Here is a 23,312-nt window from a genome sequence, read left to right as displayed (position 1 = left end):
CAGCAACCTTTATGAAACAGACGCGGCGATTAACGCAGCAGAGACAGCATAGCCTGAGGAACCTGGTTTGCCTGAGACAGTACAGAAGTACCAGCCTGCTGCAGGATCTGCGCGCGAGACATGTTGGAAACTTCGGTAGCGTAGTCAGCGTCCTGGATACGGGACTGAGCAGCAGACAGGTTATTGATAGAGTTGTTCAGGTTGTTGATGGTAGATTCGAAACGGTTCTGAATCGCACCCATGTTAGAACGCGCGGTATCAATTTTCGCGATTGCAGCATCAGCAGCAGAGATAACAGCCTGTGCAGAGGCGTTATCGGAGATTGCAGTGCTCAGACCAGCGCTCAGGGTACCAGAGGTCGCGTTGATCAGCGCGTTGCTGTCTACAGAGATGGTGTCGTTAGCAGAAGTACCAGCACCAACCTGAATTTTCAGCGCGGTAGATACAGAGCCGTCCAGCAGTTTTTTACCGTTGAAGTTAGCTGAGCCCGCGATACGGTCGATTTCAGCCAGACGCTGTTTGATTTCAGTGTTGACGGAAGTCAGGTCAGAAGAACCGTTGGTGTCGGTAGCAGCCTGAACAGACAGCTCACGAATACGCTGTAAGTTGGTGTTGATTTCGTTCAGGTTACCTTCAGCGGTCTGAACCAGGGAGATGCCGTCGTTGGCGTTACGCGCCGCCTGGGTCATACCTTTAATCTGGGAGGTCATGCGGTTAGCAATCGCCTGGCCAGCAGCGTCATCTTTCGCGCTGTTGATACGCAGACCAGAGGACAGACGCTCGATAGCAGTGCCCAGAGAAGACTGAGATTTGTTCAGGTTGTTCTGAGTGGTCAGGGACAACAGGTTAGTATTGATAACTGCCATAATTTTAATTCCTTCAAAAATGGTTTCTAGGGTCGGTGCCTAACACTCACGGCGTCTCTCACCGTCAACAAGGTTATCGACGCTCGAACAGCAGACTTTAGAAAATATCGAAGAAAATATTTAATTATTTGTTTTATAAAGATTTATTTTGCTCTAAAGCGGCTACAGAGTGCATGATGAATAAAAGATTAACGCAAAAAATCACCGTCTTATTCTCTTCGGTATATTTCTTCGTCATGCACCCTGTTGATTTAAAACGCGTCATTTAGGTCGCTTATTCAGCGATATATTTTTTAAGCTTGCCGTAAACTTTTCGTCGAACGGGCCGATAAACGACTGAAACATCCATTAAGAAGGAACACTACATGGCGACTATCAGTAATCTCGGGGTGGGCATGCCCGGCCTGTCAGATCTGTACGATAAGCTGCAGGCAGCAGAAGAAACAAAATTGACGGCTATTGCCAAGCAAAAAACCACCTACGACGCGCAGATTACCGGTTACGGCAAATTACAAAGCGCCCTGACGAATCTGCAAACCGCAGCTGCTAAGCTCGCAAAAACAGATACGTGGAACTCAACCTCCATTAGCAGCACCAATACTGCATTTTCGGCTATCAGTACCTCCGGCGCTAACGTTGGTGATGTGACAGTCAACGTGAGCAAGATTGCTAAAGGCCAGGTGCTGACAACCACGCCAGGCACTATCGACAGCAATACTAAGCAGTTAGGTGGCACCACGGGCACCAACAGCCGAACCATTACCATTACCCAGGCAGGCGCTGACAGTAAACCACTGACGGTAACCCTGGCCGATGGCGATACCTCCCTGAACGGGATCGCTAAAGCCATTAATGCTGCCAACGGCAGTGTCTCGGCAAGTGTGGTGAAAGCGGATGATGGCGACTATCGTCTGATGCTGACCTCCAAAACCACCGGTACCGATTCTGATATGACGGTAACAGTGACCGGCGACGATACGCTGAAAGGCATCATTGGCAGTGGCGCACTTACCGAACAGGTAAAATCACAAAATGCCGTCGTTAACGTCAACGGTATCCAGATTGTCCGCCAGACCAATACCATCACTGACGCCATTCCAGGGGTAACATTAACCCTGAAAGCACAGAGCACAGCCGATGAAACCCTGACCGTAACCCGCTCTACAGACGATAACAAAAAAGCCATTACAGAATGGGTAACTGCCTATAACTCTCTGCAGTCCACCATTGCCTCATTGACGAAATATGAGCCACCTGCGGTGGGGGCAACCGCCCAGTCTTCGAATAACGGCGTACTGATGGGTGACAGTACTATCCGCGGAGTACAATCCGATCTGCGTGCTTTATTGACCAATGTGCAGAGCGGTTCCTATGCCATTATGGCCCAACTTGGCATCACACAGGACCCGGTCAAAGGCGCGGACGGCGCGGTTGGCAACCTGAAAATTGATGATAAGAAATTAACCAAGATCCTCACGGACGATCCGGCTGGTGTACAGGCCTATTTTGTGGGTGACGGGAAAACGACCGGTTTCGCTACCCAGATGAATAACAAGCTAACCGATATGCTGAGCACGTCTGTCGGCAAAGAAGGCGTTATTCAGAATGCGAAGGACGGTATTAACGCCACGCTCAAATCCATCGGCAAACGTTACGACGCGATGGAATTGACGATTGAAGCCACGATGGCGCGCTATAAAAAGCAATTTAACGATTTAGATAAGTTGGTCACAAAATTCAACGGCACGGCCACTTATTTGACCCAACAGTTCAGCAGTAAGTAAGAAAGGAAACGATATGTATAGCAAATCTGGTGTACAAGCCTATCAGCAGGTAGGTCTTGAATCTGCTGTCTTGAGTGCCAGCCCGCACCAGTTGGTTGTCATGTTGTTCGACGGTATCCATAGCGCGCTTATCCGGGCGCGCCTTTTCCTTGAGCAGGGGGACATCCCGGCAAAAGGAGAGGCCCTGTCTAAGGCCATTAATATTATCGAAAATGGCCTTAAGGCTGGGTTAAATATGGATGTGGGAGGAGAACTCCCCCGCAACCTTTCTGCGCTTTATGACTATATGGTACGCCGTTTGTTACATGCCAATCTGCGCAATGACATCGAGGCTATTACCGAAGTCGAGGCTCTGCTGCTCAATATTTCCGACGCCTGGAAGCAAATCGGCCCGGGTTATACTCCCAAGCAGGATTAACTTTAATGAACGACTCCAGCTTATCCCTTAAAAAGTGGCATGCTCTTTATGCGCTTAGCAATACAATGCTGAGCCTTGCTCAATCCGGGAAATGGGATGAGCTTATCGAACAGGAGGTTGCATACGTTTCGCTGGTTGAAGAGATCAGCACGACTCCTTTTCCGCCCGACAGCAAACACATCCAGGATCAGGCGATGGTGATACTGAATCAGGTGCTGCAGAATGAGCTCCTCCTCAAGGATTTGTTGCAGGAAAGAATGAGTGAGTTGAGCGGTCTTATTGCCCAAACCAACAAGCAAAAAAACGTTAACGTTACCTACGGGAAGTTGTCAGGCAACATATTATTTCCCGGAGAGATGAATCATTAATTCACATTAGCGATTCTTGATCCATACTCCAGAAGTCTGCCAAACGGCTTCTGGAGCACGGACGATGAAAAACCCCACCCTGTTACAATGTTTTCACTGGTATTACCCTGCGGGCGGTGAATTGTGGCGAGAGGTCACGGCGTTAGCCCCCAATCTTAATGAAATCGGCATCAATATGATCTGGTTGCCGCCAGCCTGTAAAGGCGCATCCGGCGGGTACTCGGTTGGATACGACACTTACGATCTCTTCGACCTCGGTGAGTTTGACCAGAAAGGCAGCGTCGCCACCAAGTACGGTGACAAAGCTCAGCTGCTGGAGGCCATCGACGCACTCAAAAGTAATGAGATCGCCGTCCTCCTTGACGTGGTGGTTAACCACAAAATGGGCGCAGACGAGAAAGAACCCGTCCGCGTTCAGCGCGTCAACGAACAGGATCGCACGCAGATCGACGATGAGATCATTGAGTGTGAAGCCTGGACACGCTACACCTTCCCTGCCCGTGCCGGGCAATATTCGCAGTTTATCTGGGATTACAAATGCTTCAGCGGCGTCGACCATATTGAAAACCCCGATGAAGACGGCATTTTTAAAATCGTCAACGACTACACCGGTGAAGGCTGGAACGACCAGGTTGATGATGAGATGGGTAATTTTGATTACCTGATGGGCGAAAACATTGATTTTCGCAACCATGCCGTCACCGAGGAGATCAAATACTGGGCCCGCTGGGTCATGGAACAAACTGGCTGTGACGGTTTTCGTCTGGACGCCGTCAAACACATTCCCGCCTGGTTTTATAAGGAGTGGATTGAGCACGTTCAGGAAGTCGCAACGCAACCGTTGTTTATCGTGGCGGAATACTGGTCCCACGAAGTGGATAAACTGCAGGCCTATATTGACCAGGTCGATGGCAAGACGATGCTGTTCGATGCCCCCCTGCAGATGAAATTCCACGAAGCATCGCGCCAGGGTCGGGAATACGACATGAGCCAAATCTTTACCGGCACCCTGGTCGAAGCCGATCCGTTCCATGCAGTAACTCTGGTTGCTAACCATGACACTCAGCCTTTGCAGGCACTGGAAGCGCCGGTTGAAGCGTGGTTTAAACCGCTGGCCTATGCCCTGATCCTGCTGCGTGAAAACGGAGTGCCCAGCGTCTTTTATCCGGATTTATTCGGTGCCAGCTATGACGATACGGGCGGTGACGGCGAAACCTACCATATTGATATGCCGGTCATCGAGCAGCTTCACGAGCTGATCCTCGCCCGCCAGCGTTTTGCCCACGGCGTGCAGACGCTGTTCTTCGATCACCCAAACTGTATCGCCTTCAGCCGCAGCGGCACCGAAGACGATCCTGGCTGTGTGGTGGTGATGTCGAATGGCGATGACGGCGAGAAAGTGATTTGTCTGGGTGAAAACTACGGCAACAAAACGTGGCGTGATTTTCTCGGCAATCGCGAAGAAACGGTCACCACCGCGGCGGATGGCGAAGGCACCTTTACCTGCAAAGGTGGAAGCGTCAGCGTGTGGGTGATTGAGGATGCGTTGTAGTTGTAAAAGCATCTGACGTGAATTGAATGCCGGGTCAGGCGAAGCTGCCACCCGGCAACATGCACTACGGAAGTTTACTCTCCAGCGGATTTTTGCTCAGATAATCTGCGCACTCTACCGTCGGGCGATCGACCTTCTGTAGCTCCATACCATCATACTCAAGAACAGAGCCATCGCGCTCCAGCGGATAAATATCCAGCTTGCGGGTGACGTTATAATAACTGTCTGAACGCAGCATGATTTTACCCGGTACAGCGATCACGCGCTGCCACTGACGGCAGTCCAGCGTATCGCCCTCCTCCGTCACCACCAGCGTGGCAATCGCCTCTGGGCTCACCATTTTGCTCTGCGGCCCTTTTGACTGCCAGTACCCTGCCAGATGCGCCGGGACGGGGTGTTTGATCACTTCCTGATAGTTATCCACCTGAACGCACCCGGTCAGTGCCAGCAGCGCGCCAGCAATTGCTATTTTTTTCATCATCTTTCCTGCATTCGAAGAAAAAAATATTGTGGCATTAAAGCGCTTAGGCTGCCAGCGAAGATCGAAGGGTCTTAACATAAGGAAAGAGGACTTTACTGAAGCCTGTCAAAACCCCGTTGAGACGGGGTTTTATATGAAAGTTTGAGGGAGAATTAATACAGACTCGAGATAAACGCGCTTACAGGTTCTGGCAACAAATCCTGTGGGTGATCGCCACCGAAGGTAGCCCACTTGCTTTTGCCATTGATAATGGTTGATGCAACACGATTATTGGATTCAGCATTATAAACAGTGATTTTCACTTCAATCTTGTCTGGAATGCCTGACCACTCAGTTGCACGATCCTCCCAGTGCAGTATCTGTGGGACCACATAATATCCCCGGCTGAGTGTATGCCGGTTTTTCAGACATGCGAGATCATCACAGTCACTAAAAACTGTCACATTATCTGAATACCGCAAAAATGCCGCTTTTACAGCATCCGCCGTTGCTTTGCTAGAACCAGAATAAGTGTGTGTTTCATATACGCCGTCAGTTGGCTGAGAGATCGCAACTGGAGCATCTTTTGACAGGGATTCTGTGCGCTCCTGAATATTATTTGTGCTGTATTTGGCGGAACAACCTGCCAGTAAAATTGCAGAAAAAAACAGAAACAAACTTTTCACTTTTCTATCCCTGTAAAATAAAGGAGTTACATTTTATCAGGCCAGTCCAGGTGAAACACATGTTTGCATCATGAAGACGTAACAAAACTGATGATATGTGTCGGGGAGGGCCCAGCTTTGGAAGACGAAAAATGACCGGATGAGACGCCTGTCCAAAACGAAATGTCATTAGCTTTGCCCCGCCCATGCCCCACAACATGTATGAGGGCAATAATTAACTATAAATAGAATCAGGTTAGATAACTTAAACCTGCATCCCCATCACTTCCTGATAAGCAGACACAAGCTTATTACGCACCTGAATCCCCATCTGCAAGGAAACCGAGGCTTTTTGCAAATCGGTCATCACATCATTCAGTGCCACGCCCGGCTCGCCGAGGGTGAACTTCTCCGCCTGAGTACGTGCGGCGGTCTGGGTATCGCTGATACGGTCAAGCGCGGCGTGCAGTTGTCCTGCAAAACTGATGCTCGGTTGTTCTGCCACATTCTGATTACGGGCCGTCATCGCCGTTGCCTGCAACTGACTGATCACCCCTTCAATACCCTGTATAGCCATGACTCTCCCCTGAATGGTTTTTTACGGGGTCAAGACTAACAGCTTGTCAATAAGATAATGGCGGTAAATAGCGTGAAAAAACCAGGTTATTTGACGCATAGAAAATCCTGAATCATCAAATAATGGCAGGGCCATCAATATGGAACTTTTGTCGTGTTTGCCGACCCGGGAGTCAGTTTTGTTTCTCTACACGAATAACGTAAACCACCAGGATTTAAGAGGTGCGCAATGAGTGCAACAGCATCGACAGCGCCACAAAATAAATCACTCGAGTGGATGAACCGCCTTCGCGCGAATCCTAAAATCCCGTTGATCGTGGCAGGCGCTGCCGCAATTGCGATCCTTGTAGCGATGGTCTTGTGGGCGAAAAGCCCTGATTACCGCACGCTTTACAGTAACCTTTCCGATCAGGATGGCGGTGCCATCGTCACCCAGCTTACCCAGATGAACATCCCTTATCGCTTTGCGGATAACGGCGGTGCGCTGGAGGTACCGGCTGATAAGGTGCACGAACTTCGTCTGCGCCTGGCGCAACAGGGACTGCCAAAGGGCGGTGCGGTAGGTTTTGAACTGCTGGATCAGGAAAAATTCGGTATCAGCCAGTTCAGCGAGCAGGTGAACTACCAGCGTGCGCTGGAAGGTGAGCTGGCCCGTACGATTGAAACATTGGGTCCGGTGAAGAGTGCCCGTGTGCACCTGGCCATGCCTAAGCCCTCCCTGTTTGTCCGCGAGCAGAAATCCCCGTCGGCCTCCGTCACCGTTAACCTCCAGCCTGGCCGTGCAATGGATGAAGGACAAATCAGCGCGGTGACCCATCTGGTCTCCAGCGCCGTTGCCGGTCTCCCGCCGGGTAACGTGACGCTGGTTGATCAAAGTGGTCATCTGCTGACCCAGTCCAATACCGCAGGCCGCGATCTGAATGACGCGCAGCTGAAATATGCCGCGGATGTGGAAGGTCGCGTGCAGCGTCGCATCGAAGCCATCCTTGGCCCGGTCGTCGGTAACAGCAACGTGCATGCACAGGTTACCGCGCAGATTGACTTCTCTAATAAAGAACAGACCGAAGAGCAATACAGCCCGAATGGCAACCCGGCTCAGGCGGTAATGCGCTCTCGTCAGGTCAATGAAAACGAACAGGTTGGCGGTGCATACCCAGGCGGTGTGCCGGGCGCATTGTCTAACCAGCCAGCACCGGCTAACGCGGCGCCAATCTCAACGCCACCGGCTAATCAGCAGAACGGTCAGCAAACGAATCAGCAGACCACATCAACAGCCAGCACCGCCGGTCCGCGTACCAGCAGTCGTAACGAAACCACCAACTACGAAGTGGACCGTACTATCCGCCACACCAAACTGAACGTGGGCGATGTACAGCGTCTGTCGGTTGCGGTGGTGGTGAACTACAAGACGCTGGCGGATGGCAAGCCGTTGCCGTTGACCGCCGAGCAGATGAAACAGATTGAAGACCTGACCCGTGAAGCGATGGGTTACTCCGAGAAGCGCGGCGACACGCTCAACGTGGTGAACTCACCGTTCAACTCGGTTGAAGAGTCAGGTGGCGAACTGCCGTTCTGGCAACAGCAGGCGTTTATCGATCAGCTGCTGTCCGCAGGTCGCTGGCTGCTGGTTCTGATTGTCGCGTGGCTGCTGTGGCGTAAGGGCATTCGTCCTCAGCTCCAGCGTCGTGCTGAAGCTGAAAAAGCGGCGCGCGAACAGGTCAGTACCCGTCAGGAAGTGGAAGATGCGGTTGAAGTTCGCCTCAGCAAAGACGAACAGATGCAGCAACGCCGTGCTAACCAGCGTATGGGCGCCGAGGTCATGAGCCAGCGCATTCGCGAAATGTCAGATAACGATCCGCGCGTCGTGGCGCTGGTCATCCGCCAGTGGATGGGTAACGAACATGAGTAACACGCTTTCAGGCACCGATAAAAGCGTCATCCTGCTGATGACCATTGGCGAAGACCGTGCGGCCGAGGTGTTCAAACACCTCTCCCAGCGCGAAGTACAGATTCTCAGTGCGGCAATGGCAAACGTACGCCAGATCTCTAACAAACAGCTGACGGAAGTGCTGTCTGAATTTGAGCAGGAAGCCGAACAGTTTGCCGCGCTCAACGTCAACGCCAACGACTATCTGCGCTCCGTGCTGGTCAAGGCGCTGGGCGAAGAGCGTGCTGCCAGCCTGCTGGAAGACATTCTGGAAACGCGCGATACCGCCAGCGGTATTGAGACGCTCAACTTTATGGAGCCGCAGAGTGCCGCCGACCTTATCCGCGACGAGCACCCGCAGATTATCGCCACCATTCTTGTCCACCTCAAACGTGGCCAGGCGGCCGATATTCTGGCGTTGTTCGAAGAGCGCCTGCGTCACGATGTGATGCTGCGTATCGCGACCTTCGGTGGTGTCCAGCCAGCCGCGCTGGCGGAGCTGACCGAAGTGCTGAACAACCTGCTCGATGGCCAGAACCTCAAGCGCAGCAAAATGGGCGGCGTGAGAACGGCGGCAGAGATCATCAACCTGATGAAAACGCAGCAGGAAGAGGCGGTCATTACCGCCGTCCGCGAATTCGACGGCGAGCTGGCACAGAAAATTATCGACGAGATGTTCCTGTTCGAAAACCTGGTCGAAGTGGACGATCGCAGCATCCAGCGTCTCCTCCAGGAAGTGGACTCCGAGTCGCTGCTTATCGCCCTCAAAGGTGCCGAGCAGCCGCTGCGCGAGAAGTTCCTGCGCAACATGTCTCAGCGTGCGGCAGATATCCTGCGCGACGACCTTGCCAACCGTGGCCCGGTCCGTCTGTCTCAGGTGGAAAACGAACAGAAAGCCATCCTGCTTATCGTTCGTCGTCTGGCGGAAACCGGCGAGATGGTGATTGGCAGCGGAGACGACACCTATGTCTAATGAACTGCCGTGGAAGCGCTGGACGCCCGACGATCTGGCGCCTCCCCTGTCAGAGTTCACACCCGCCGTGCTGTCGCCCGAAGAGGGCGACCCGGACATCGAGCAGCCTGAGCTGAGCGAAGAAGAGCAGCGCGCGCAGATGCTGGCCCAGCTGCAGATGCAGGCCCATGAGCAGGGCTACACGGCTGGCCTGAACGAAGGACGCCAGAAAGGCCACGATCAGGGGTATCAGGAAGGTCTGGCCAAAGGGTTAGAACACGGCATTGAACAGGCGCGCCAGCAACAGGCTCCACTTCACGCCCGTATGCAGCAGCTGGTCAGCGAGTTTCAGCACACGCTGGATGCGCTGGACAGCGTCATTGCCTCAAGGCTGATGCAGATGGCGCTGGAAGCCGCCCGTCAGGTGATCGGCCACGCGCCGGCGGTGGACAACACCGCGCTGATTAAACAAATTCAGGGCCTGCTTCAGCAGGAGCCGCTGTTCAGTGGGAAACCGCAGCTGCGCGTTCATCCGGACGACCTCCAGCGCGTGGAAGAGAGTCTGGGCGCGACGCTGAGCCTGCACGGCTGGCGTCTGCGCGGCGACCCGTCGCTGCATCACGGAGGCTGCAAGGTCTCTGCCGATGAAGGCGACCTGGATGCCAGCGTTGCGACCCGCTGGCAGGAACTGTGCCGCCTGGCAGCACCGGGAGTCGTCTGATGACTGCACGCCTCACCCGCTGGCTCAACACGCTCGATAATTTTGAAGCGAAGATGACGCAGCTGCCGTCCGTTCGCCGTTACGGACGACTCACGCGGGCCACCGGCCTGGTGCTGGAAGCCACTGGCCTGCAGCTTCCGCTGGGAGCCACCTGCGTGATTGAGCGTCAGGATGGACAAGAGACGCGTGAAGTTGAGAGCGAAGTCGTCGGCTTTAATGGCCAGCGCCTGTTCCTGATGCCCCTTGAAGAAGTTGAAGGCATTCTGCCCGGTGCGCGCGTGTATGCGAAAAACATCAGCGGCGATGGACTGCAAAGCGGGAAACAGCTCCCGCTTGGCCCTGCCCTGCTTGGCCGCGTACTGGACGGAAGCGGTAAACCGCTGGACGGCCTGCCCTCACCGGACACTACCGAAACCGGCGCGCTGATCACCCAGCCGTTTAACCCCCTTCAGCGTACCGCCATCGAACATGTCCTCGACACCGGCGTGCGCCCGATTAACGCCCTGCTGACCGTAGGCCGCGGGCAGCGTATGGGCCTGTTTGCCGGCTCAGGGGTGGGTAAATCCGTCCTGCTTGGCATGATGGCACGTTACACCCAGGCCGATGTCATCGTCGTGGGTCTGATCGGTGAACGTGGTCGCGAAGTAAAAGACTTTATTGAAAACATTCTCGGTGCAGAAGGCCGTGCCCGCTCGGTGGTCATCGCCGCACCGGCGGATGTCTCACCGTTACTGCGTATGCAGGGTGCTGCGTATGCCACCCGTATCGCGGAAGATTTCCGTGACCGCGGCCAGCACGTGCTGCTCATTATGGACTCACTGACCCGCTATGCGATGGCGCAGCGTGAAATCGCTCTCGCCATCGGAGAACCTCCGGCGACCAAAGGTTATCCGCCTTCGGTCTTTGCCAAGCTCCCGGCGCTGGTCGAACGTGCAGGAAACGGCATCAGCGGCGGCGGCTCAATCACCGCTTTTTATACGGTTCTGACCGAAGGCGATGACCAGCAGGACCCGATTGCCGACTCCGCGCGTGCGATCCTCGACGGTCATATTGTGTTATCGCGCCGTCTGGCCGAAGCCGGTCACTACCCGGCAATTGATATCGAAGCATCAATCAGCCGTGCAATGACGGCATTGATCACAGAGAAGCACTACGCCCGCGTGCGTAACTTCAAACAACTCCTCTCCAGCTTCCAGCGCAACCGCGATCTGGTGAGCGTGGGGGCGTATGCCAAAGGCAGCGACCCGATGCTCGACAAAGCGATTAGCCTGTGGCCGCAGCTGGAGGCGTTTTTGCAACAAGGTATTTTTGAACGCGCCGACTGGGAAGACTCACTCCAGGCACTGGATCTGATTTTCCCGCAGGTGTAACACAGGTGGAGGGCGAAGGTCATGGCGCAAAACAGCGCGTTATCAACGCTGAAAGATCTGGCTGAGAAAGAAGTTGATGATGCCGCATTGCAGCTTGGCGCAATGCGACGCGGGTGCCAGCAGGCTGAAGAGCAGTTGAAGATGTTAATCGACTATCAGCATGAATATCGCACCAACCTCAATACCGATATGACACAAGGCATTGGAAGCCAGCGCTGGATTAACTATCAGCAGTTTATTCAGACGCTGGAAAAGGCGATTGAACAGCATCGCCAGCAGCTTAACCAGTGGACCCAGAAAGTCGACACCGCGCTGAATTTCTGGCGCGAGAAAAAGCAGCGACTGCAGGCCTGGCAGACCTTACAGGACCGACAGATCGCGGCAACGACCCTGGCGGAAAACCGTCTGGATCAGAAGAAAATGGATGAGTTTGCCCAGCGCGCATCAATGAGGAAACCGGAATGATCACATTGCAACAACTGCTGATGACCGACAGCGACCTGTCGGGCGGCATGCAAACAGGGAAAGGCACCGACGGTGCACAAGACTTTCTTTCTCTGCTGGCAGGCGCCCTGACGGACGCAACAGGCCATAGCAACGATGCGCCGCTGACGCTGGCTGACCTGAAAGCAGCCGGCAGTAAGCTGTCAAAAGTTGCTCAGGAAGCCGGGGGAGAGAACACCCTGCAGGCCAAAATAGCCAACCTGCTCTCGCGTCAACCAGCCCTGACAGGCGATGAACCGACAGCAGCCACCCCGCTGGAAACCCTTGTTTCCGGGCTGGTGCCGGTTTCAAAAGGTGATGCCCTGAAGACCCTGAGCGCGGTGAAAACGCAGGATGACAGCAAAAGCGAGCTGAGCGAAGAAGAGCTGGCAGGGTTGAGCGCGCTGATGGCGATGCTGCCCCACCAGCAGACGGCAACGCCGGTGGCCTCTGGCGCGACAGGCAATGGCCTGACGGCGAAATCAACGCTGAACGCTGCCGCGTTTTCGCAAAATGGTGCAGGTCAACAGTCCATGAGCACCCTGCTGGCGGGCCATGAAAAAACGCAACAAGCGTCGACTTATCAGGCGCAGGCGCAAAACGCCGATCCGTCTCAACCAGTCAACGCACCGGCGACCCCGATCGTGGCCGCCGCCGCTGAGAAGCAGGATCTCGCCAGTTCACCCTCTTCAACAGCCCCAACCGCAACGCTTGCGCCCGTCATTTCAAGCAACGTCACCAGCCACGCTGCCGCAACCGTTGCCACGGCACCGGTATTGAGCCAGCCGCTGGGAACCCAGGAGTGGCAGCAATCCCTGAGTCAGCACATTACGTTGTTCACGAAACAGGGCCAGCAGACCGCAGAGTTGCGTCTGCATCCGGAAGATCTGGGCCAGGTCCAGATTACCCTGAAACTGGATGATAACCAGGCACAGCTGCAAATGGTGTCAGCGCACAGCCACGTGCGTGCGGCCCTGGAAGCTGCACTGCCGGTCCTGCGCACGTCGCTTGCTGAGAGTGGCATTCAGCTCGCGCAAAGCAGTGTCAGCAGCGAGAGCTTTGCCGGACAGCAGCAGTCCTCCTCTCAACAGCAGCAACAGGCTTCACGTTCCGGTAATACCGGCGGTTTTAATGAGGAGAGCGATGAGTTACTGCCTGCCCCTGCCGCCCTGCAATCCGCGGCGCGTGGCAACAGTGCCGTAGACATCTTTGCCTAAACGCCAGAGGTAGCGTGATTATCCCCGTCTTTTCCACGCTTTGACGACAGCAGGACACGGGATAATCACCTTATTATGCTGTACCGAAACAGGAAGCTCGTATCAGATGACTGACTCCGCGATCACCAAAAAAAGCAAGCGTTCCATCTGGATCCCGCTGCTGGTGTTAATCACGCTCGCCGCCTGCGCTACCGCGGGCTATAGTTACTGGCGTATGCAGCAGGAACCTTCTACCGCTGCGGCCAAAGCCGAACTGCCTCCTCCGCCGGCACCGGTATTCTTCCCACTGGATACCTTCACCGTGAATCTGGGTGATGCGGATCGTGTGCTGTATGTGGGTATTACGTTACGCCTGAAAGATGAAGCCACGCGTGCGCGCCTGAATGATTATCTTCCTGAAGTGCGTAGCCGTCTGCTGCTGCTGTTCTCTCGTCAGGACGCCTCAACGCTTGCTACCGATGACGGTAAGCAAAAGCTGGTCGACGCCATTAAACAGACGCTGGCGACCCCGCTGGTAAACGGTCAACCCAAGCAGGAAGTCACTGACGTTCTGTATACAGCCTTCATACTGCGGTAACGACATGGGCGACAGTATTCTTTCTCAGGCAGAAATCGACGCGCTTCTTAACGGCGACAGCGATAAGAACGATGATCCGCAACCGGGTATTGGCGGCGATAGCGATATTCGTCCCTATGATCCCAATACCCAGCGCCGCGTAGTACGTGAACGTCTGCAGGCGCTGGAGATCATTAACGAACGTTTTGCACGTCAGTTCCGTATGGGGCTGTTTAACCTGCTGCGTCGTAGCCCGGATATCACGGTCGGTGCGATCCGCATCCAGCCGTATCATGAGTTTGCCCGCAACCTGCCGGTGCCAACGAACCTTAACCTGATCCACCTGAAACCGCTGCGCGGCACAGGTCTGGTGGTGTTTTCGCCAAGCCTGGTGTTCATTGCGGTGGATAACCTGTTTGGTGGCGACGGGCGTTTCCCGACCAAAGTGGAAGGGCGTGAATTTACCCACACCGAGCAGCGCGTCATCAACCGCATGCTGAAGCTGGCGCTGGAATCTTACAGCGACGCGTGGAAAGCGATTAACCCGCTGGAAGTGGAGTACGTACGTTCTGAGATGCAGGTGAAATTTACCAATATCACCACCTCCCCGAACGATATCGTCGTGAATACCCCGTTCCATGTGGAGATCGGTAACCTGACCGGTGAGTTCAACATCTGCCTGCCGTTCAGCATGATCGAACCGCTGCGTGAACTGCTGGTCAACCCACCACTGGAGAACTCACGCAACGAAGATCAGAACTGGCGTGAAAACCTGGTGCGTCAGGTTCAGCATTCTCAGCTTGAGCTGGTGGCGAGCTTCGCGGATATCCCGCTGCGCTTATCCCAGATCCTGAAATTACAACCCGGCGATGTTTTGCCGATAGAAAAACCCGACCGCATTATTGCCCATGTGGATGGTGTCCCCGTGCTGACAAGTCAGTACGGCACAATTAACGGTCAGTATGCGTTACGCGTTGAGCACTTGATCAACCCGATATTGAATTCGCTGAATGAGGAACAGCCCAAATGAGTGACATGAACAATCCGTCCGATGAAAACAGCGGAGCACTGGACGATCTGTGGGCTGACGCGTTAAACGAGCAAAAAACGACTCCGGCCAAAAGTGCAGCGGATGCTGTGTTCCAGCAGCTCGGCGGCGGCGATGTCAGCGGTACGCTGCAGGATATTGATCTGATTATGGATATCCCGGTTAAGCTGACAGTGGAACTGGGCCGCACCCGCATGACCATTAAAGAGCTGCTGCGTCTGACGCAGGGTTCCGTGGTGGCCCTTGACGGTCTCGCCGGCGAACCGCTGGATATTCTGATCAACGGTTATCTCATTGCCCAGGGTGAAGTCGTGGTGGTTGCCGATAAATACGGCGTGCGCATCACCGACATTATTACGCCATCTGAACGTATGCGTCGTCTGAGCCGTTAAGCATGAAAACCCAGGCAACAATATCACAGCCCTCTGCCGTTCCCGGCTCTCCGCTGCTCCAGGTGAGTGGCGCGTTGCTCGGTATTATTGCCTTTATTCTTATCGCCGCATGGCTGGCGAAGCGCTTCGGCCTGGCGGGTAAAACCGCCGGCACCCGCGGTCTGAAGGTCAGCGCCAGCACGACGCTGGGGCCACGCGAGCGCGTGGTTGTTGTCGATGTGGAAGATGCACGGCTGGTGCTGGGCGTGACTGCCTCCAGCATCAACGTCTTGCATAAACTGCCGCCAGCCCCGGCAACGGGTGACGAGCGCGCAGAAGTCCCTGCGGATTTTCAGTCCGTCATGAAGAGTTTGCTTAAGCGTTCCGGGAGATCCTGATGCGCCGTTTGTTATCCCTTACGCTTGCGGGCGTCGGCCTGTTTGCCCCTGCGGTTTACGCGCAACTGCCCGGTCTGGTCTCAACCCCTCTTGCAGGCGGTGGGCAAAGCTGGTCGCTGCCGGTGCAGACGCTGGTTTTCATCACCTCGCTGACGTTTATTCCGGCGATCCTGCTGATGATGACCAGTTTCACCCGAATCATCATCGTCTTTGGTCTGCTGCGCAATGCGCTGGGCACCCCGTCCGCGCCGCCTAACCAGGTACTGCTGGGTCTGGCGCTGTTTTTAACCTTTTTCATTATGTCGCCGGTTATCGACAAGATTTATACCGACGCATACCAGCCGTTTAGCGAAGATAAAATCTCCATGCAGGAAGCGCTCGATAAAGGGGCTCAGCCGCTGCGGGAGTTTATGCTCCGCCAGACCCGGGAGGCGGACCTGGCACTCTTCGCCCGCCTGTCCAATACCGGCGAGCTTCAGGGACCGGAAGCCGTTCCGATGCGTATTCTGCTGCCTGCGTATGTCACCAGTGAGCTGAAAACGGCCTTTCAGATTGGCTTTACCATCTTTATTCCGTTCCTGATTATCGATCTGGTGATCGCCAGCGTTCTGATGGCGCTCGGGATGATGATGGTGCCCCCGGCCACCATTGCCCTGCCCTTTAAGATCATGCTCTTTGTCCTGGTCGATGGCTGGCAACTGCTGGTCAGTTCGCTGGCGCAGAGTTTCTACAGTTAAGGAGCCGTAATGACGCCAGAATCGGTCATGATGATGGGCACGGAAGCGATGAAAATCGCGATCGCCGTTGCCGCGCCGTTACTGCTTGTCGCGCTGGTGACCGGTCTGATTATCAGTATCCTGCAGGCCGCCACGCAGATTAACGAAATGACGCTGTCATTTATCCCAAAAATCATCGCCGTGTTCGTGGCGATTATCGTTGCCGGGCCGTGGATGCTGAACCTGTTGCTGGACTATATGCGCAACCTGTTTACCAATCTGCCGTACATCATCGGCTGACCCGACGATGCTGCACTTCACCAGTGACCAGTGGGTTCAATGGCTTGGCGTCTATTTCTGGCCGATGCTGCGTATTCTGGCGCTGATTACAACGGCCCCCATTCTCAGTGAGAAAACGATACCCAAGCGCGTCAAAGTGGGGCTGGGCATCATCATCACCATTATCGTCGCCCCTTCTCTCCCGCCCGTGGATATTCCGATCTTCTCGGCGAAAGCGGTGTGGGTTGCACTGCAACAGGTGATGATTGGCGTGGCCGTAGGCTTTACCATGCAGCTTGCCTTCGCGGCCGTGCGGACCGCCGGCGAACTGATTGGCCTGCAAATGGGTTTATCATTCGCCACGTTTGTGGATCCCGGTAGCCACCTCAACATGCCGGTGCTGGCGCGCATTATCGATCTGCTCGCCATGCTGCTGTTCCTGTCGTTCAACGGCCATCTGTGGCTCATCTCCATGCTGGTGGATACTTTCCATACGCTGCCGATTGGGGAAAACCCGGTGAACAGCAACGCGTTTCTGGCGCTTACGCGTGCGGCCGGGCTTGTTTTCCTGAACGGCCTGATGCTGGCGCTGCCGATCATCACCCTGCTGCTGACCGTGAACCTCGCCTTAGGGTTACTCAACCGAATGGCACCGCAGCTCTCGGTGTTCGTCATTGGTTTTCCGCTGACGCTGACGGTCGGTATTTTATTAATGTCATTACTGATGCCCCTTATCGCCCCCTTCTGTGAGCACTTATTCGGCGAGATATTCAATCTGTTAGCAGATATTGTCAGTGAGCTACCGCGTAAATAATAGCCCTCACAGTTGATATTGTCTTTCTGAGGATATTCCTAAAATAAAACGTGAAAAACATCTTCCAGGATATATCTGACGCGGTTTAATTGTTTCTAACCACCTCACAATACTTAATATTTACTTTACTTTAAGAAGATTCCTGGCAAATTATACGTAACTTTACGGGATAGTGAGTCCGCCTGAAAGTCTTTGTCATGCTCACAGGTTTATTAATTTTTTCCATCCCGTATGGCTGTTATGAGCTCTCAGGCAGATGGTGAATTATCGTTACGCATTGAGTGAGGGTATGCCATGTCAACGATCATTATGGATTTATGCAGCTACACCCGGCTAGGGTTAACCGGGTACCTGGCAAGCAGAGGGGTAAGAAAGAGAGACATCAACGATGCACACACCGTTGACGAACTCGCAGCCGCTTGTGACGAACTTAAACCAGGCGTGGTGTTTATTAATGAGGACTGTTTCATTCACGATCCAGCCAACAGTCAGCACATTAAGCAAATCATTAATCAGCATCCAAAAACCCTGTTTATTGTTTTTATGGCGATCGCGAATATCCATTTCGATGAGTATTTGTTGGTTCGTAAAAATTTATTGATCAGTTCTAAATCGATTAAACCAGAGTCGCTGGATGACATTCTGGGTGATTATTTGAATAAAGAAGTTAAAAATGTAGGAGCGGTTAACTTACCCACCCTATCATTAAGCAGGACTGAATCAAGCATGCTGCGAATGTGGATGGCAGGCCAAGGGACTATTCAGATCTCAGACCAGATGAATATTAAAGCCAAAACCGTTTCGTCACATAAAGGAAATATTAAAAGGAAAATTAAAACGCATAATAAGCAAGTGATCTATCACGTGGTACGCCTCACCGATAATGTGACGAACGGGATTTTCGTCAACATGCGTTAGTCGCTAAAAAAACCCTTTGCACCCTACCTTTGATCTCTGGCCTGGCCAGAGATTTTTGCTTCTGTGGACAGTGTCGGGCGCGCCAGTCGCCACCCGACGCCATGCTATTGCGCCTTCTCTACAAAGATGCCATCCGGGTGTCCCAGTTCGTTAAAAAACCAGATGCCGAGCGGGTAGTCTTCAAGTGATACCAGGTACATCGTGCCTTCACTAAACTCTTCAATTGCCAGGACCACACCCGGGCGGCGCGGTCCACCGTCCGTTTTAACGGTTACCCGATCGTTGACCTTCATACGTTCCTCCTCTGGTTTTGAGCCAGTGTAGAACAAAACGCCTTAACTGGCATCGCTGCCCGGTGTGAATGGCGTTTTTGTGCGCAGTCTATACTTACGGTTGGAGACGGCAAAATGAGGTACCCCGTAATGAAGACCGACAAAGAGTACAGCGACACCATCAAACGTGAGGTTGAGGTGGATGTCGATGCCCTGCTGGCCGCCATCAATGAGATCAGTGAGTCAGAAGTCCGTCGTTCGGACGACAATTCAGACAGGGTCATTGTGAACGGAAGGGATTATCACACCTACCGTGAACTGGCGGAGGCCTTCGAGCTTGATATACACGATTTTAGCGTGTCTGAAGCAAATCGTTAGGACGAAAAAAATCCCGGTCATGGGGATGGCCGGGATCAAAACTTGCTTATGCAAGAAGCACTTGAAAATTCGTTACACCAGGAAATCTGATGTACACAAAACACTATCCTCAACCATTTTGTATGACAAGCATATATTCTCATGGCGAATATAATATTTGGTACATAATAAATTTAGTTATGAGGGACAACATGCGCCGCATGCGGGTTTGGCAGGAGAGATACCCTTTTGCCTCACTTAAGCGTTAGGAATTTTTTTAGGAATATTCTTAGGTGGCAGTTTGTCAGTTATCAGGAGTCGTTATGCCTTCACTGCAGGATAGCCTGCTGATCTTTTCCGATCTCGACGGCTCGTTGCTCGATATTCATACGTACGAGTGGCAACCGGCCATGCCCTGGCTGGACACCCTCCAGGATAACCAGGTGCCGGTTATTCTCTGCAGCAGCAAGACCGCCGCAGAAATGCTGGATATCCAGCAGGATCTGGGTCTGGAGGGGTTGCCCTTCATAGCTGAGAATGGCGCGGTGATTCAGCCCGACGTGCGCTGGGAGACAGGTCAACGCCACATCAGGGGGATGACACACCGCGACATTCGCCCGCTGATCGACCAGATTCGCCAGCAGCGGGGCTTTAAATTCACCACCTTTGATGACGTCGACGAACGGGTTATCAGCGAGTGGACGGGGCTGACGCGCTATCGTTCGACCCTCGCGCGCCGACACGAAGCCTCCGTCACGCTCATCTGGCGCGACAGCGATGAAAAAATGGCGCAATTTGACGAGGCGCTGGCGCAGTGCGGCCTGAAATGCCTGCAGGGAGCCCGCTTCTGGCATGTTCTGGATGCTCGCTGCGGTAAAGACGTTGCGGTTGACTGGCTGATTGAGCAGTACCGTGAGCGGGAAGGCATTGTGCCGGTTACCCTGGGGCTTGGCGATGGTCCAAATGATGCCCCGCTGCTGGACAGCGTGGACTACGCCGTGGTGATCAAGGGCATTAACCGGCAGGGCATCACGTTACGTGACGATAACCCCGCCCGGGTGTACCACACGCAACAGCCCGGACCCGCGGGCTGGCAGGAGGGGCTGGATCACTTCTTATCCTGATCGTGCCAGAACACCCGGTTGCGCCCGCACTGCTTGGCCTGATACAACCGGGCATCCGCCACTGACTGCAGCTGTTCGAAATCGTAATTGTCCTTTTCCTGGGCGCTGCTTACCCCCAGTGAGGCACTGATACGCACGGTGGTGCTCTTTTTCACCAGGATCTCTTTACTGTTGATGCGTGAGCGAATGCGTTCCGCAATCCCCCTCGCCTCTTCAAGCCCGCTGCCGGGCAGTACCACGCAGAACTCTTCCCCACCCACGCGTCCGGCAACATCATTCTTGCGCAGTGCGCTGCCAATCAGGCCCGCGGCATGGGAAAGCACTTTGTCCCCGGCCTGATGGCCAAAGCGATCGTTAATGCTTTTAAAATGGTCGAGATCGATTTGAATCACCGAGAACGGCAGCGACTGCTGCCGACATTTTTCCGACAGCATTTTGGCACGCTCAAACAGGGCACCACGGTTATTCAGGCGGGTGAGCGGATCGTGCCAGGCCTGCCACTGCAAAGAGTGCTGAAGCGTATACATATTGCTGACCATCCGACGGATAACCAGCCACGAGATAAGAAGCATGGCGGTGAAGAGTGCCCAGAGCAGCGCCAGCACGATACTGATACTGCCGAAGTCCCCCTTAACGCCTTCATGAAGGGTATGAACGCGTAAAATCACACCATCGAAGTGGTCGAGCCGCTCCCAGCTGATAAAGCGGCTTCCGAGACGGATCCCCCCGCCGGTATCGTTCTCGATTGCGTGTGCTATCTGCGCCGTTTCGCGTTCGTCAAACCGGTTCACCAGGCTACCGGCCTCTTCTGACGTGGCAATCATATTCAGCCGGGTGTCGTACAGCTGATATTCCCCCTCTGTACGCTCTTGCGTTGCCTCTTCCAGCAGATGTTTCATGGTCTTCAATGAGAAATCCATCGCCACAACGCCATACCAGTAATGGTCAAAATAGATCGGCACACTGGCCGTGATCATCCGTTCACCACCGGTCCAGGGTGACGGGCTGGAGATAAACCAGCGCACCGCGCGAGCGCGATTGTTACGTTCAGACTGCTGGGTAAACCACGGCTGGGTAACCAGATTGTAATAGCGCTGGCTAATATCACTCGTCTGTTCAGGCGTGTCCGTCGCAAGGTAAAACCCGGCGCGAGACGCATAGATAACCCGCTCTTCACTTTGCCCCACCGAGGACGCCAGTCGGAGTAAATACCCCACTTCGAGGGCGGCAGAAATTTCATTGCTGATACGCTCAGGGTCACGATTCAACAGCGTGGTTTTTTCGACGAACGCATCCGACACGCCGTTAACAGGAAGAGTGCGTTTTTTATCAACGGCGAGCTGCCAGCTGGGGCGCGTGCGAAAGGCGTTAAAGCGTGAAATCGCTTCATACAGGACATCAAAGGCCAGCGGTGTCTGGATGGCATCACGCATGCTTTTGCGGAAAAAAAGCATTTTATCCACGCTGTACTGTAACTGCCGGTCCAGCGAAGTGGCTACCGTTTCCAGATGATTACGCTGGCTGGAGATATACGCATCTTCCAGTACCACCACCTCTCGCCAGGTCAGAAGCGTGGAAAATATCAGTACGATGAGAAAACAGAGATTAACAATCAACCCCGGATTGCTACGCATATGCAGCCATTGCAGAAAAGATCGTCTTACAACAAAGGTCTCGCGCTGCACACACACTCCCTGATTACTGCCCGACGCCGGATACGGAAGGTAAAAACGCCCGGCAAAGCCGGGCGTTATGTCATTAAGCCTTGTCTCGCTTGCGCTGCCCGTCTCCCGGCTGAAGCTCATCTTCACGGAACGCTTCCCGCTTGATGCTATAACCGTCGTGCCACCGGCATTCCACCATACCGCTGGAATACCCGGTGACAATCATACGTGGGCCGCCCTTCTTAGGCTTAACTTCATCACTGACCAAAAAGACCATACCTGCCTCCTGTATCAGGGTGAAACGTTTTCAATTTAGACGAGGAATGATCTTTTTGCACCCCGCAACAGGTAACAATTAGTGCGACGTTCCGCGGATTTTTTCGACCAGTTTTACGGCCCCAACCACGATAATGCCAATGATAAAGCCCAGCACAAGATTAAGCAGCGTGGGCAGAATTGCCGCCACTATGCTGCCCTGCGCCGAGGCGAAATGTTCAATAGCATGGTGCAGCGGCGCGATACCGTGAACCACAATACCGCCTCCGACAAGGAACATCGCCAGCGTGCCAACCACTGACAGGCTCTTCATCAGCCAGGGCGCGGTCACCAGCAGGCTTTTGCCGATACCTTTGGCGATAGCGCTCGATTTTTCTTCCAGCCAGTAGCCGATATCATCCAGCTTAACGATAAGCCCCACCAGCCCGTACACCCCCACCGTGACCAGAATGGCGATCCCTGAGAGGATCAGGACCTGGTTCAGAAGCGGTGCTTCAGAGACAATACCTAACGTAATGGCCACGATCTCCGCCGACAGAATAAAGTCGGTACGAATGGCACCTTTCACCTTATCACGCTCGAAGGTTTTAGGATCCTGCGCGGCCAGCGCCTCAAGACGCTGCTGGCGCATTTCCGGCGTGTCGCTGTTCTTACGTGCGGCGAACGAGTGCAGGATCTTCTCAGCGCCTTCGAAGCATAAAAATGCGCCGCCAATCATCAGCAACGGCGTGATCGCCCATGGGATAAACGCGCTGATCAGCAGCGCAAGCGGCACCAGGATCACCTTATTCAGGAATGAGCCTTTCGCTACGCCCCATACCACCGGTAATTCACGGTTGGCCCGAACGCCGCTCACCTGCTGGGCGTTGAGCGATAAATCGTCTCCCAGAACCCCGGCGGTTTTCTTCGCCGCCAGTTTTCCCATCACCGAAATGTCATCCAGTAAGGTGGCAATATCATCCAGTAATGTTAATAAGCTACTTCCTGCCAAAATCTCATTCCTTCTTTTTTTGGTAATTAAGTGAATAGTATGGAGCAAAAGTGTAAACCCGGAAACAGGCACCTCGCGTCAACAAAAAATTCACATCAACTACACAATTAAAGGGCTCGCCAGGCCGATAGTTTTGGCGTTTACTGTCAGCGACCTTTTCATTTTGTCG

At 53.9% G+C, this 23,312-nt stretch carries 27 protein-coding genes and 1 pseudogene; 20 read left to right on the top strand and 8 right to left on the bottom strand.

The window, feature by feature from the left end; all coding sequences use genetic code 11:
* Positions 1-29: 29 nt before the first annotated feature.
* Positions 30-866, bottom strand: coding sequence for a flagellin N-terminal helical domain-containing protein (locus AM410_RS16250; protein ID WP_028013689.1), 837 nt, complete (start codon positions 864-866; stop codon positions 30-32).
* 365 nt (positions 867-1,231) lie between these two features.
* On the opposite strand from AM410_RS16250, the gene fliD reads away from it, so the two are divergent.
* From fliD to amyA, 4 genes are all read left to right on the top strand, one after another.
* Positions 1,232-2,650 carry a flagellar filament capping protein FliD gene (fliD, locus tag AM410_RS16245; protein ID WP_032680745.1) on the top strand — a complete coding sequence of 473 codons (1,419 nt, stop codon included), beginning with the start codon at positions 1,232-1,234 and terminating at the stop codon, positions 2,648-2,650.
* Between the two features lie 13 nt (positions 2,651-2,663).
* Positions 2,664-3,068: a flagellar export chaperone FliS gene (gene fliS, locus AM410_RS16240; RefSeq protein WP_014170724.1), complete on the top strand. Its 405-nt coding sequence runs from the start codon at positions 2,664-2,666 to the stop codon at positions 3,066-3,068.
* Between the two features lie 5 nt (positions 3,069-3,073).
* On the top strand, positions 3,074-3,436 hold the full coding sequence (fliT, locus tag AM410_RS16235) for a flagella biosynthesis regulatory protein FliT (RefSeq protein ID WP_014170725.1): 363 nt from the start codon (positions 3,074-3,076) through the stop codon (positions 3,434-3,436).
* Between the two features lie 64 nt (positions 3,437-3,500).
* Positions 3,501-4,988, top strand: a complete 1,488-nt coding sequence (gene amyA / locus AM410_RS16230; RefSeq protein WP_020883341.1) for an alpha-amylase — start codon at positions 3,501-3,503, stop codon at positions 4,986-4,988.
* Between the two features lie 64 nt (positions 4,989-5,052).
* Here amyA and yedD read toward each other — a convergent pair whose 3' ends face one another.
* The 3 genes from yedD to fliE all read right to left on the bottom strand — a co-directional run bounded on the left by yedD (position 5,053) and on the right by fliE (position 6,690).
* Positions 5,053-5,466 (bottom strand): lipoprotein YedD, encoded by a 414-nt coding sequence (gene yedD / locus AM410_RS16225; protein ID WP_020883340.1) that lies wholly within the window; start codon positions 5,464-5,466, stop codon positions 5,053-5,055.
* Between the two features lie 155 nt (positions 5,467-5,621).
* Positions 5,622-6,134: a DUF4823 domain-containing protein gene (locus tag AM410_RS16220; protein WP_108648140.1), complete on the bottom strand. Its 513-nt coding sequence runs from the start codon at positions 6,132-6,134 to the stop codon at positions 5,622-5,624.
* Between the two features lie 244 nt (positions 6,135-6,378).
* Positions 6,379-6,690, bottom strand: a complete 312-nt coding sequence (gene fliE, locus AM410_RS16215) for a flagellar hook-basal body complex protein FliE (RefSeq protein ID WP_014170728.1) — start codon at positions 6,688-6,690, stop codon at positions 6,379-6,381.
* A 228-nt stretch (positions 6,691-6,918) separates the two neighbouring features.
* Between fliE and fliF the strand changes: the two genes are divergently transcribed.
* From fliF to rcsA, 14 genes and pseudogenes are all read left to right on the top strand, one after another.
* Positions 6,919-8,598, top strand: coding sequence for a flagellar basal-body MS-ring/collar protein FliF (gene fliF, locus AM410_RS16210; protein ID WP_014170729.1), 1,680 nt, complete (start codon positions 6,919-6,921; stop codon positions 8,596-8,598).
* Positions 8,591-9,589: a flagellar motor switch protein FliG gene (gene fliG, locus AM410_RS16205; protein ID WP_014170730.1), complete on the top strand. Its 999-nt coding sequence runs from the start codon at positions 8,591-8,593 to the stop codon at positions 9,587-9,589. Before fliF ends, fliG begins: the two co-directional genes overlap by 8 nt.
* Positions 9,582-10,289, top strand: coding sequence for a flagellar assembly protein FliH (fliH, locus tag AM410_RS16200; RefSeq protein WP_063858311.1), 708 nt, complete (start codon positions 9,582-9,584; stop codon positions 10,287-10,289). Before fliG ends, fliH begins: the two co-directional genes overlap by 8 nt.
* Positions 10,289-11,659: a flagellar protein export ATPase FliI gene (gene fliI, locus AM410_RS16195; RefSeq protein WP_025203804.1), complete on the top strand. Its 1,371-nt coding sequence runs from the start codon at positions 10,289-10,291 to the stop codon at positions 11,657-11,659. The genes fliH and fliI overlap by 1 nt, the downstream gene beginning before the upstream one ends.
* A 21-nt stretch (positions 11,660-11,680) precedes the next feature.
* Positions 11,681-12,124, top strand: coding sequence for a flagellar export protein FliJ (fliJ, locus tag AM410_RS16190; RefSeq protein WP_014170734.1), 444 nt, complete (start codon positions 11,681-11,683; stop codon positions 12,122-12,124).
* Positions 12,121-13,359: a flagellar hook length control protein FliK gene (fliK, locus tag AM410_RS16185; RefSeq protein WP_073396062.1), complete on the top strand. Its 1,239-nt coding sequence runs from the start codon at positions 12,121-12,123 to the stop codon at positions 13,357-13,359. The genes fliJ and fliK overlap by 4 nt, the downstream gene beginning before the upstream one ends.
* A 106-nt stretch (positions 13,360-13,465) precedes the next feature.
* Positions 13,466-13,936, top strand: a complete 471-nt coding sequence (gene fliL / locus AM410_RS16180) for a flagellar basal body-associated protein FliL (protein ID WP_073396063.1) — start codon at positions 13,466-13,468, stop codon at positions 13,934-13,936.
* Positions 13,937-13,940: 4 nt separating this feature from the next.
* Positions 13,941-14,945 carry a flagellar motor switch protein FliM gene (fliM, locus tag AM410_RS16175; protein ID WP_014170737.1) on the top strand — a complete coding sequence of 335 codons (1,005 nt, stop codon included), beginning with the start codon at positions 13,941-13,943 and terminating at the stop codon, positions 14,943-14,945.
* Positions 14,942-15,355 (top strand): flagellar motor switch protein FliN, encoded by a 414-nt coding sequence (gene fliN, locus AM410_RS16170; protein ID WP_014170738.1) that lies wholly within the window; start codon positions 14,942-14,944, stop codon positions 15,353-15,355. Before fliM ends, fliN begins: the two co-directional genes overlap by 4 nt.
* Before the next feature lie 2 nt (positions 15,356-15,357).
* Positions 15,358-15,732: a flagellar biosynthetic protein FliO gene (gene fliO / locus AM410_RS16165; protein WP_025203802.1), complete on the top strand. Its 375-nt coding sequence runs from the start codon at positions 15,358-15,360 to the stop codon at positions 15,730-15,732.
* Positions 15,732-16,469: a flagellar type III secretion system pore protein FliP gene (fliP, locus tag AM410_RS16160; RefSeq protein WP_008500316.1), complete on the top strand. Its 738-nt coding sequence runs from the start codon at positions 15,732-15,734 to the stop codon at positions 16,467-16,469. Before fliO ends, fliP begins: the two co-directional genes overlap by 1 nt.
* Before the next feature lie 9 nt (positions 16,470-16,478).
* The gene (gene fliQ, locus AM410_RS16155) at positions 16,479-16,748 is read left to right on the top strand and encodes a flagellar biosynthesis protein FliQ (protein WP_008500315.1); all 270 of its coding nucleotides are present in this window, start codon (positions 16,479-16,481) and stop codon (positions 16,746-16,748) included.
* A gap of 7 nt (positions 16,749-16,755) precedes the next feature.
* Positions 16,756-17,557 (top strand): annotated as a pseudogene (fliR, locus tag AM410_RS16150) (flagellar biosynthetic protein FliR).
* 278 nt (positions 17,558-17,835) lie between these two features.
* Complete coding sequence (gene rcsA / locus AM410_RS16145) at positions 17,836-18,459, top strand: transcriptional regulator RcsA (protein WP_008500313.1); 624 nt, start codon at positions 17,836-17,838, stop codon at positions 18,457-18,459.
* A gap of 104 nt (positions 18,460-18,563) precedes the next feature.
* Here rcsA and dsrB read toward each other — a convergent pair whose 3' ends face one another.
* Positions 18,564-18,752, bottom strand: a complete 189-nt coding sequence (gene dsrB / locus AM410_RS16140) for a protein DsrB (RefSeq protein WP_020883333.1) — start codon at positions 18,750-18,752, stop codon at positions 18,564-18,566.
* Between the two features lie 129 nt (positions 18,753-18,881).
* Between dsrB and yodD the strand changes: the two genes are divergently transcribed.
* Together yodD and AM410_RS16130 are read left to right on the top strand one after the other, a co-directional pair.
* Positions 18,882-19,109, top strand: coding sequence for a YodD family peroxide/acid resistance protein (yodD, locus tag AM410_RS16135; RefSeq protein ID WP_008500310.1), 228 nt, complete (start codon positions 18,882-18,884; stop codon positions 19,107-19,109).
* A 302-nt stretch (positions 19,110-19,411) separates the two neighbouring features.
* Positions 19,412-20,212 carry a mannosyl-3-phosphoglycerate phosphatase-related protein gene (locus AM410_RS16130; RefSeq protein WP_020883332.1) on the top strand — a complete coding sequence of 267 codons (801 nt, stop codon included), beginning with the start codon at positions 19,412-19,414 and terminating at the stop codon, positions 20,210-20,212.
* On the opposite strand, the gene dgcQ is transcribed toward AM410_RS16130, so the two are convergent.
* The 3 genes from dgcQ to AM410_RS16115 form a co-directional block, all read right to left on the bottom strand.
* Positions 20,197-21,897 carry a cellulose biosynthesis regulator diguanylate cyclase DgcQ gene (dgcQ, locus tag AM410_RS16125; protein ID WP_108648139.1) on the bottom strand — a complete coding sequence of 567 codons (1,701 nt, stop codon included), beginning with the start codon at positions 21,895-21,897 and terminating at the stop codon, positions 20,197-20,199. The two genes, AM410_RS16130 and dgcQ, sit on opposite strands and share 16 nt — an antisense overlap.
* A gap of 73 nt (positions 21,898-21,970) precedes the next feature.
* Complete coding sequence (locus tag AM410_RS16120) at positions 21,971-22,153, bottom strand: YodC family protein (protein WP_014170745.1); 183 nt, start codon at positions 22,151-22,153, stop codon at positions 21,971-21,973.
* A 78-nt stretch (positions 22,154-22,231) separates the two neighbouring features.
* Positions 22,232-23,143, bottom strand: a complete 912-nt coding sequence (locus AM410_RS16115; protein WP_020883330.1) for a DUF808 domain-containing protein — start codon at positions 23,141-23,143, stop codon at positions 22,232-22,234.
* Positions 23,144-23,312 lie beyond the last annotated feature (169 nt).

The organism is Enterobacter cloacae complex sp. FDA-CDC-AR_0164 (genome assembly GCF_003071645.1).
In the GTDB taxonomy this organism is placed as follows: domain Bacteria; phylum Pseudomonadota; class Gammaproteobacteria; order Enterobacterales; family Enterobacteriaceae; genus Enterobacter; species Enterobacter ludwigii.
Note: the sequence above shows the minus strand (reverse complement) of the source record. Positions and strands in the feature narration are given on the sequence as shown.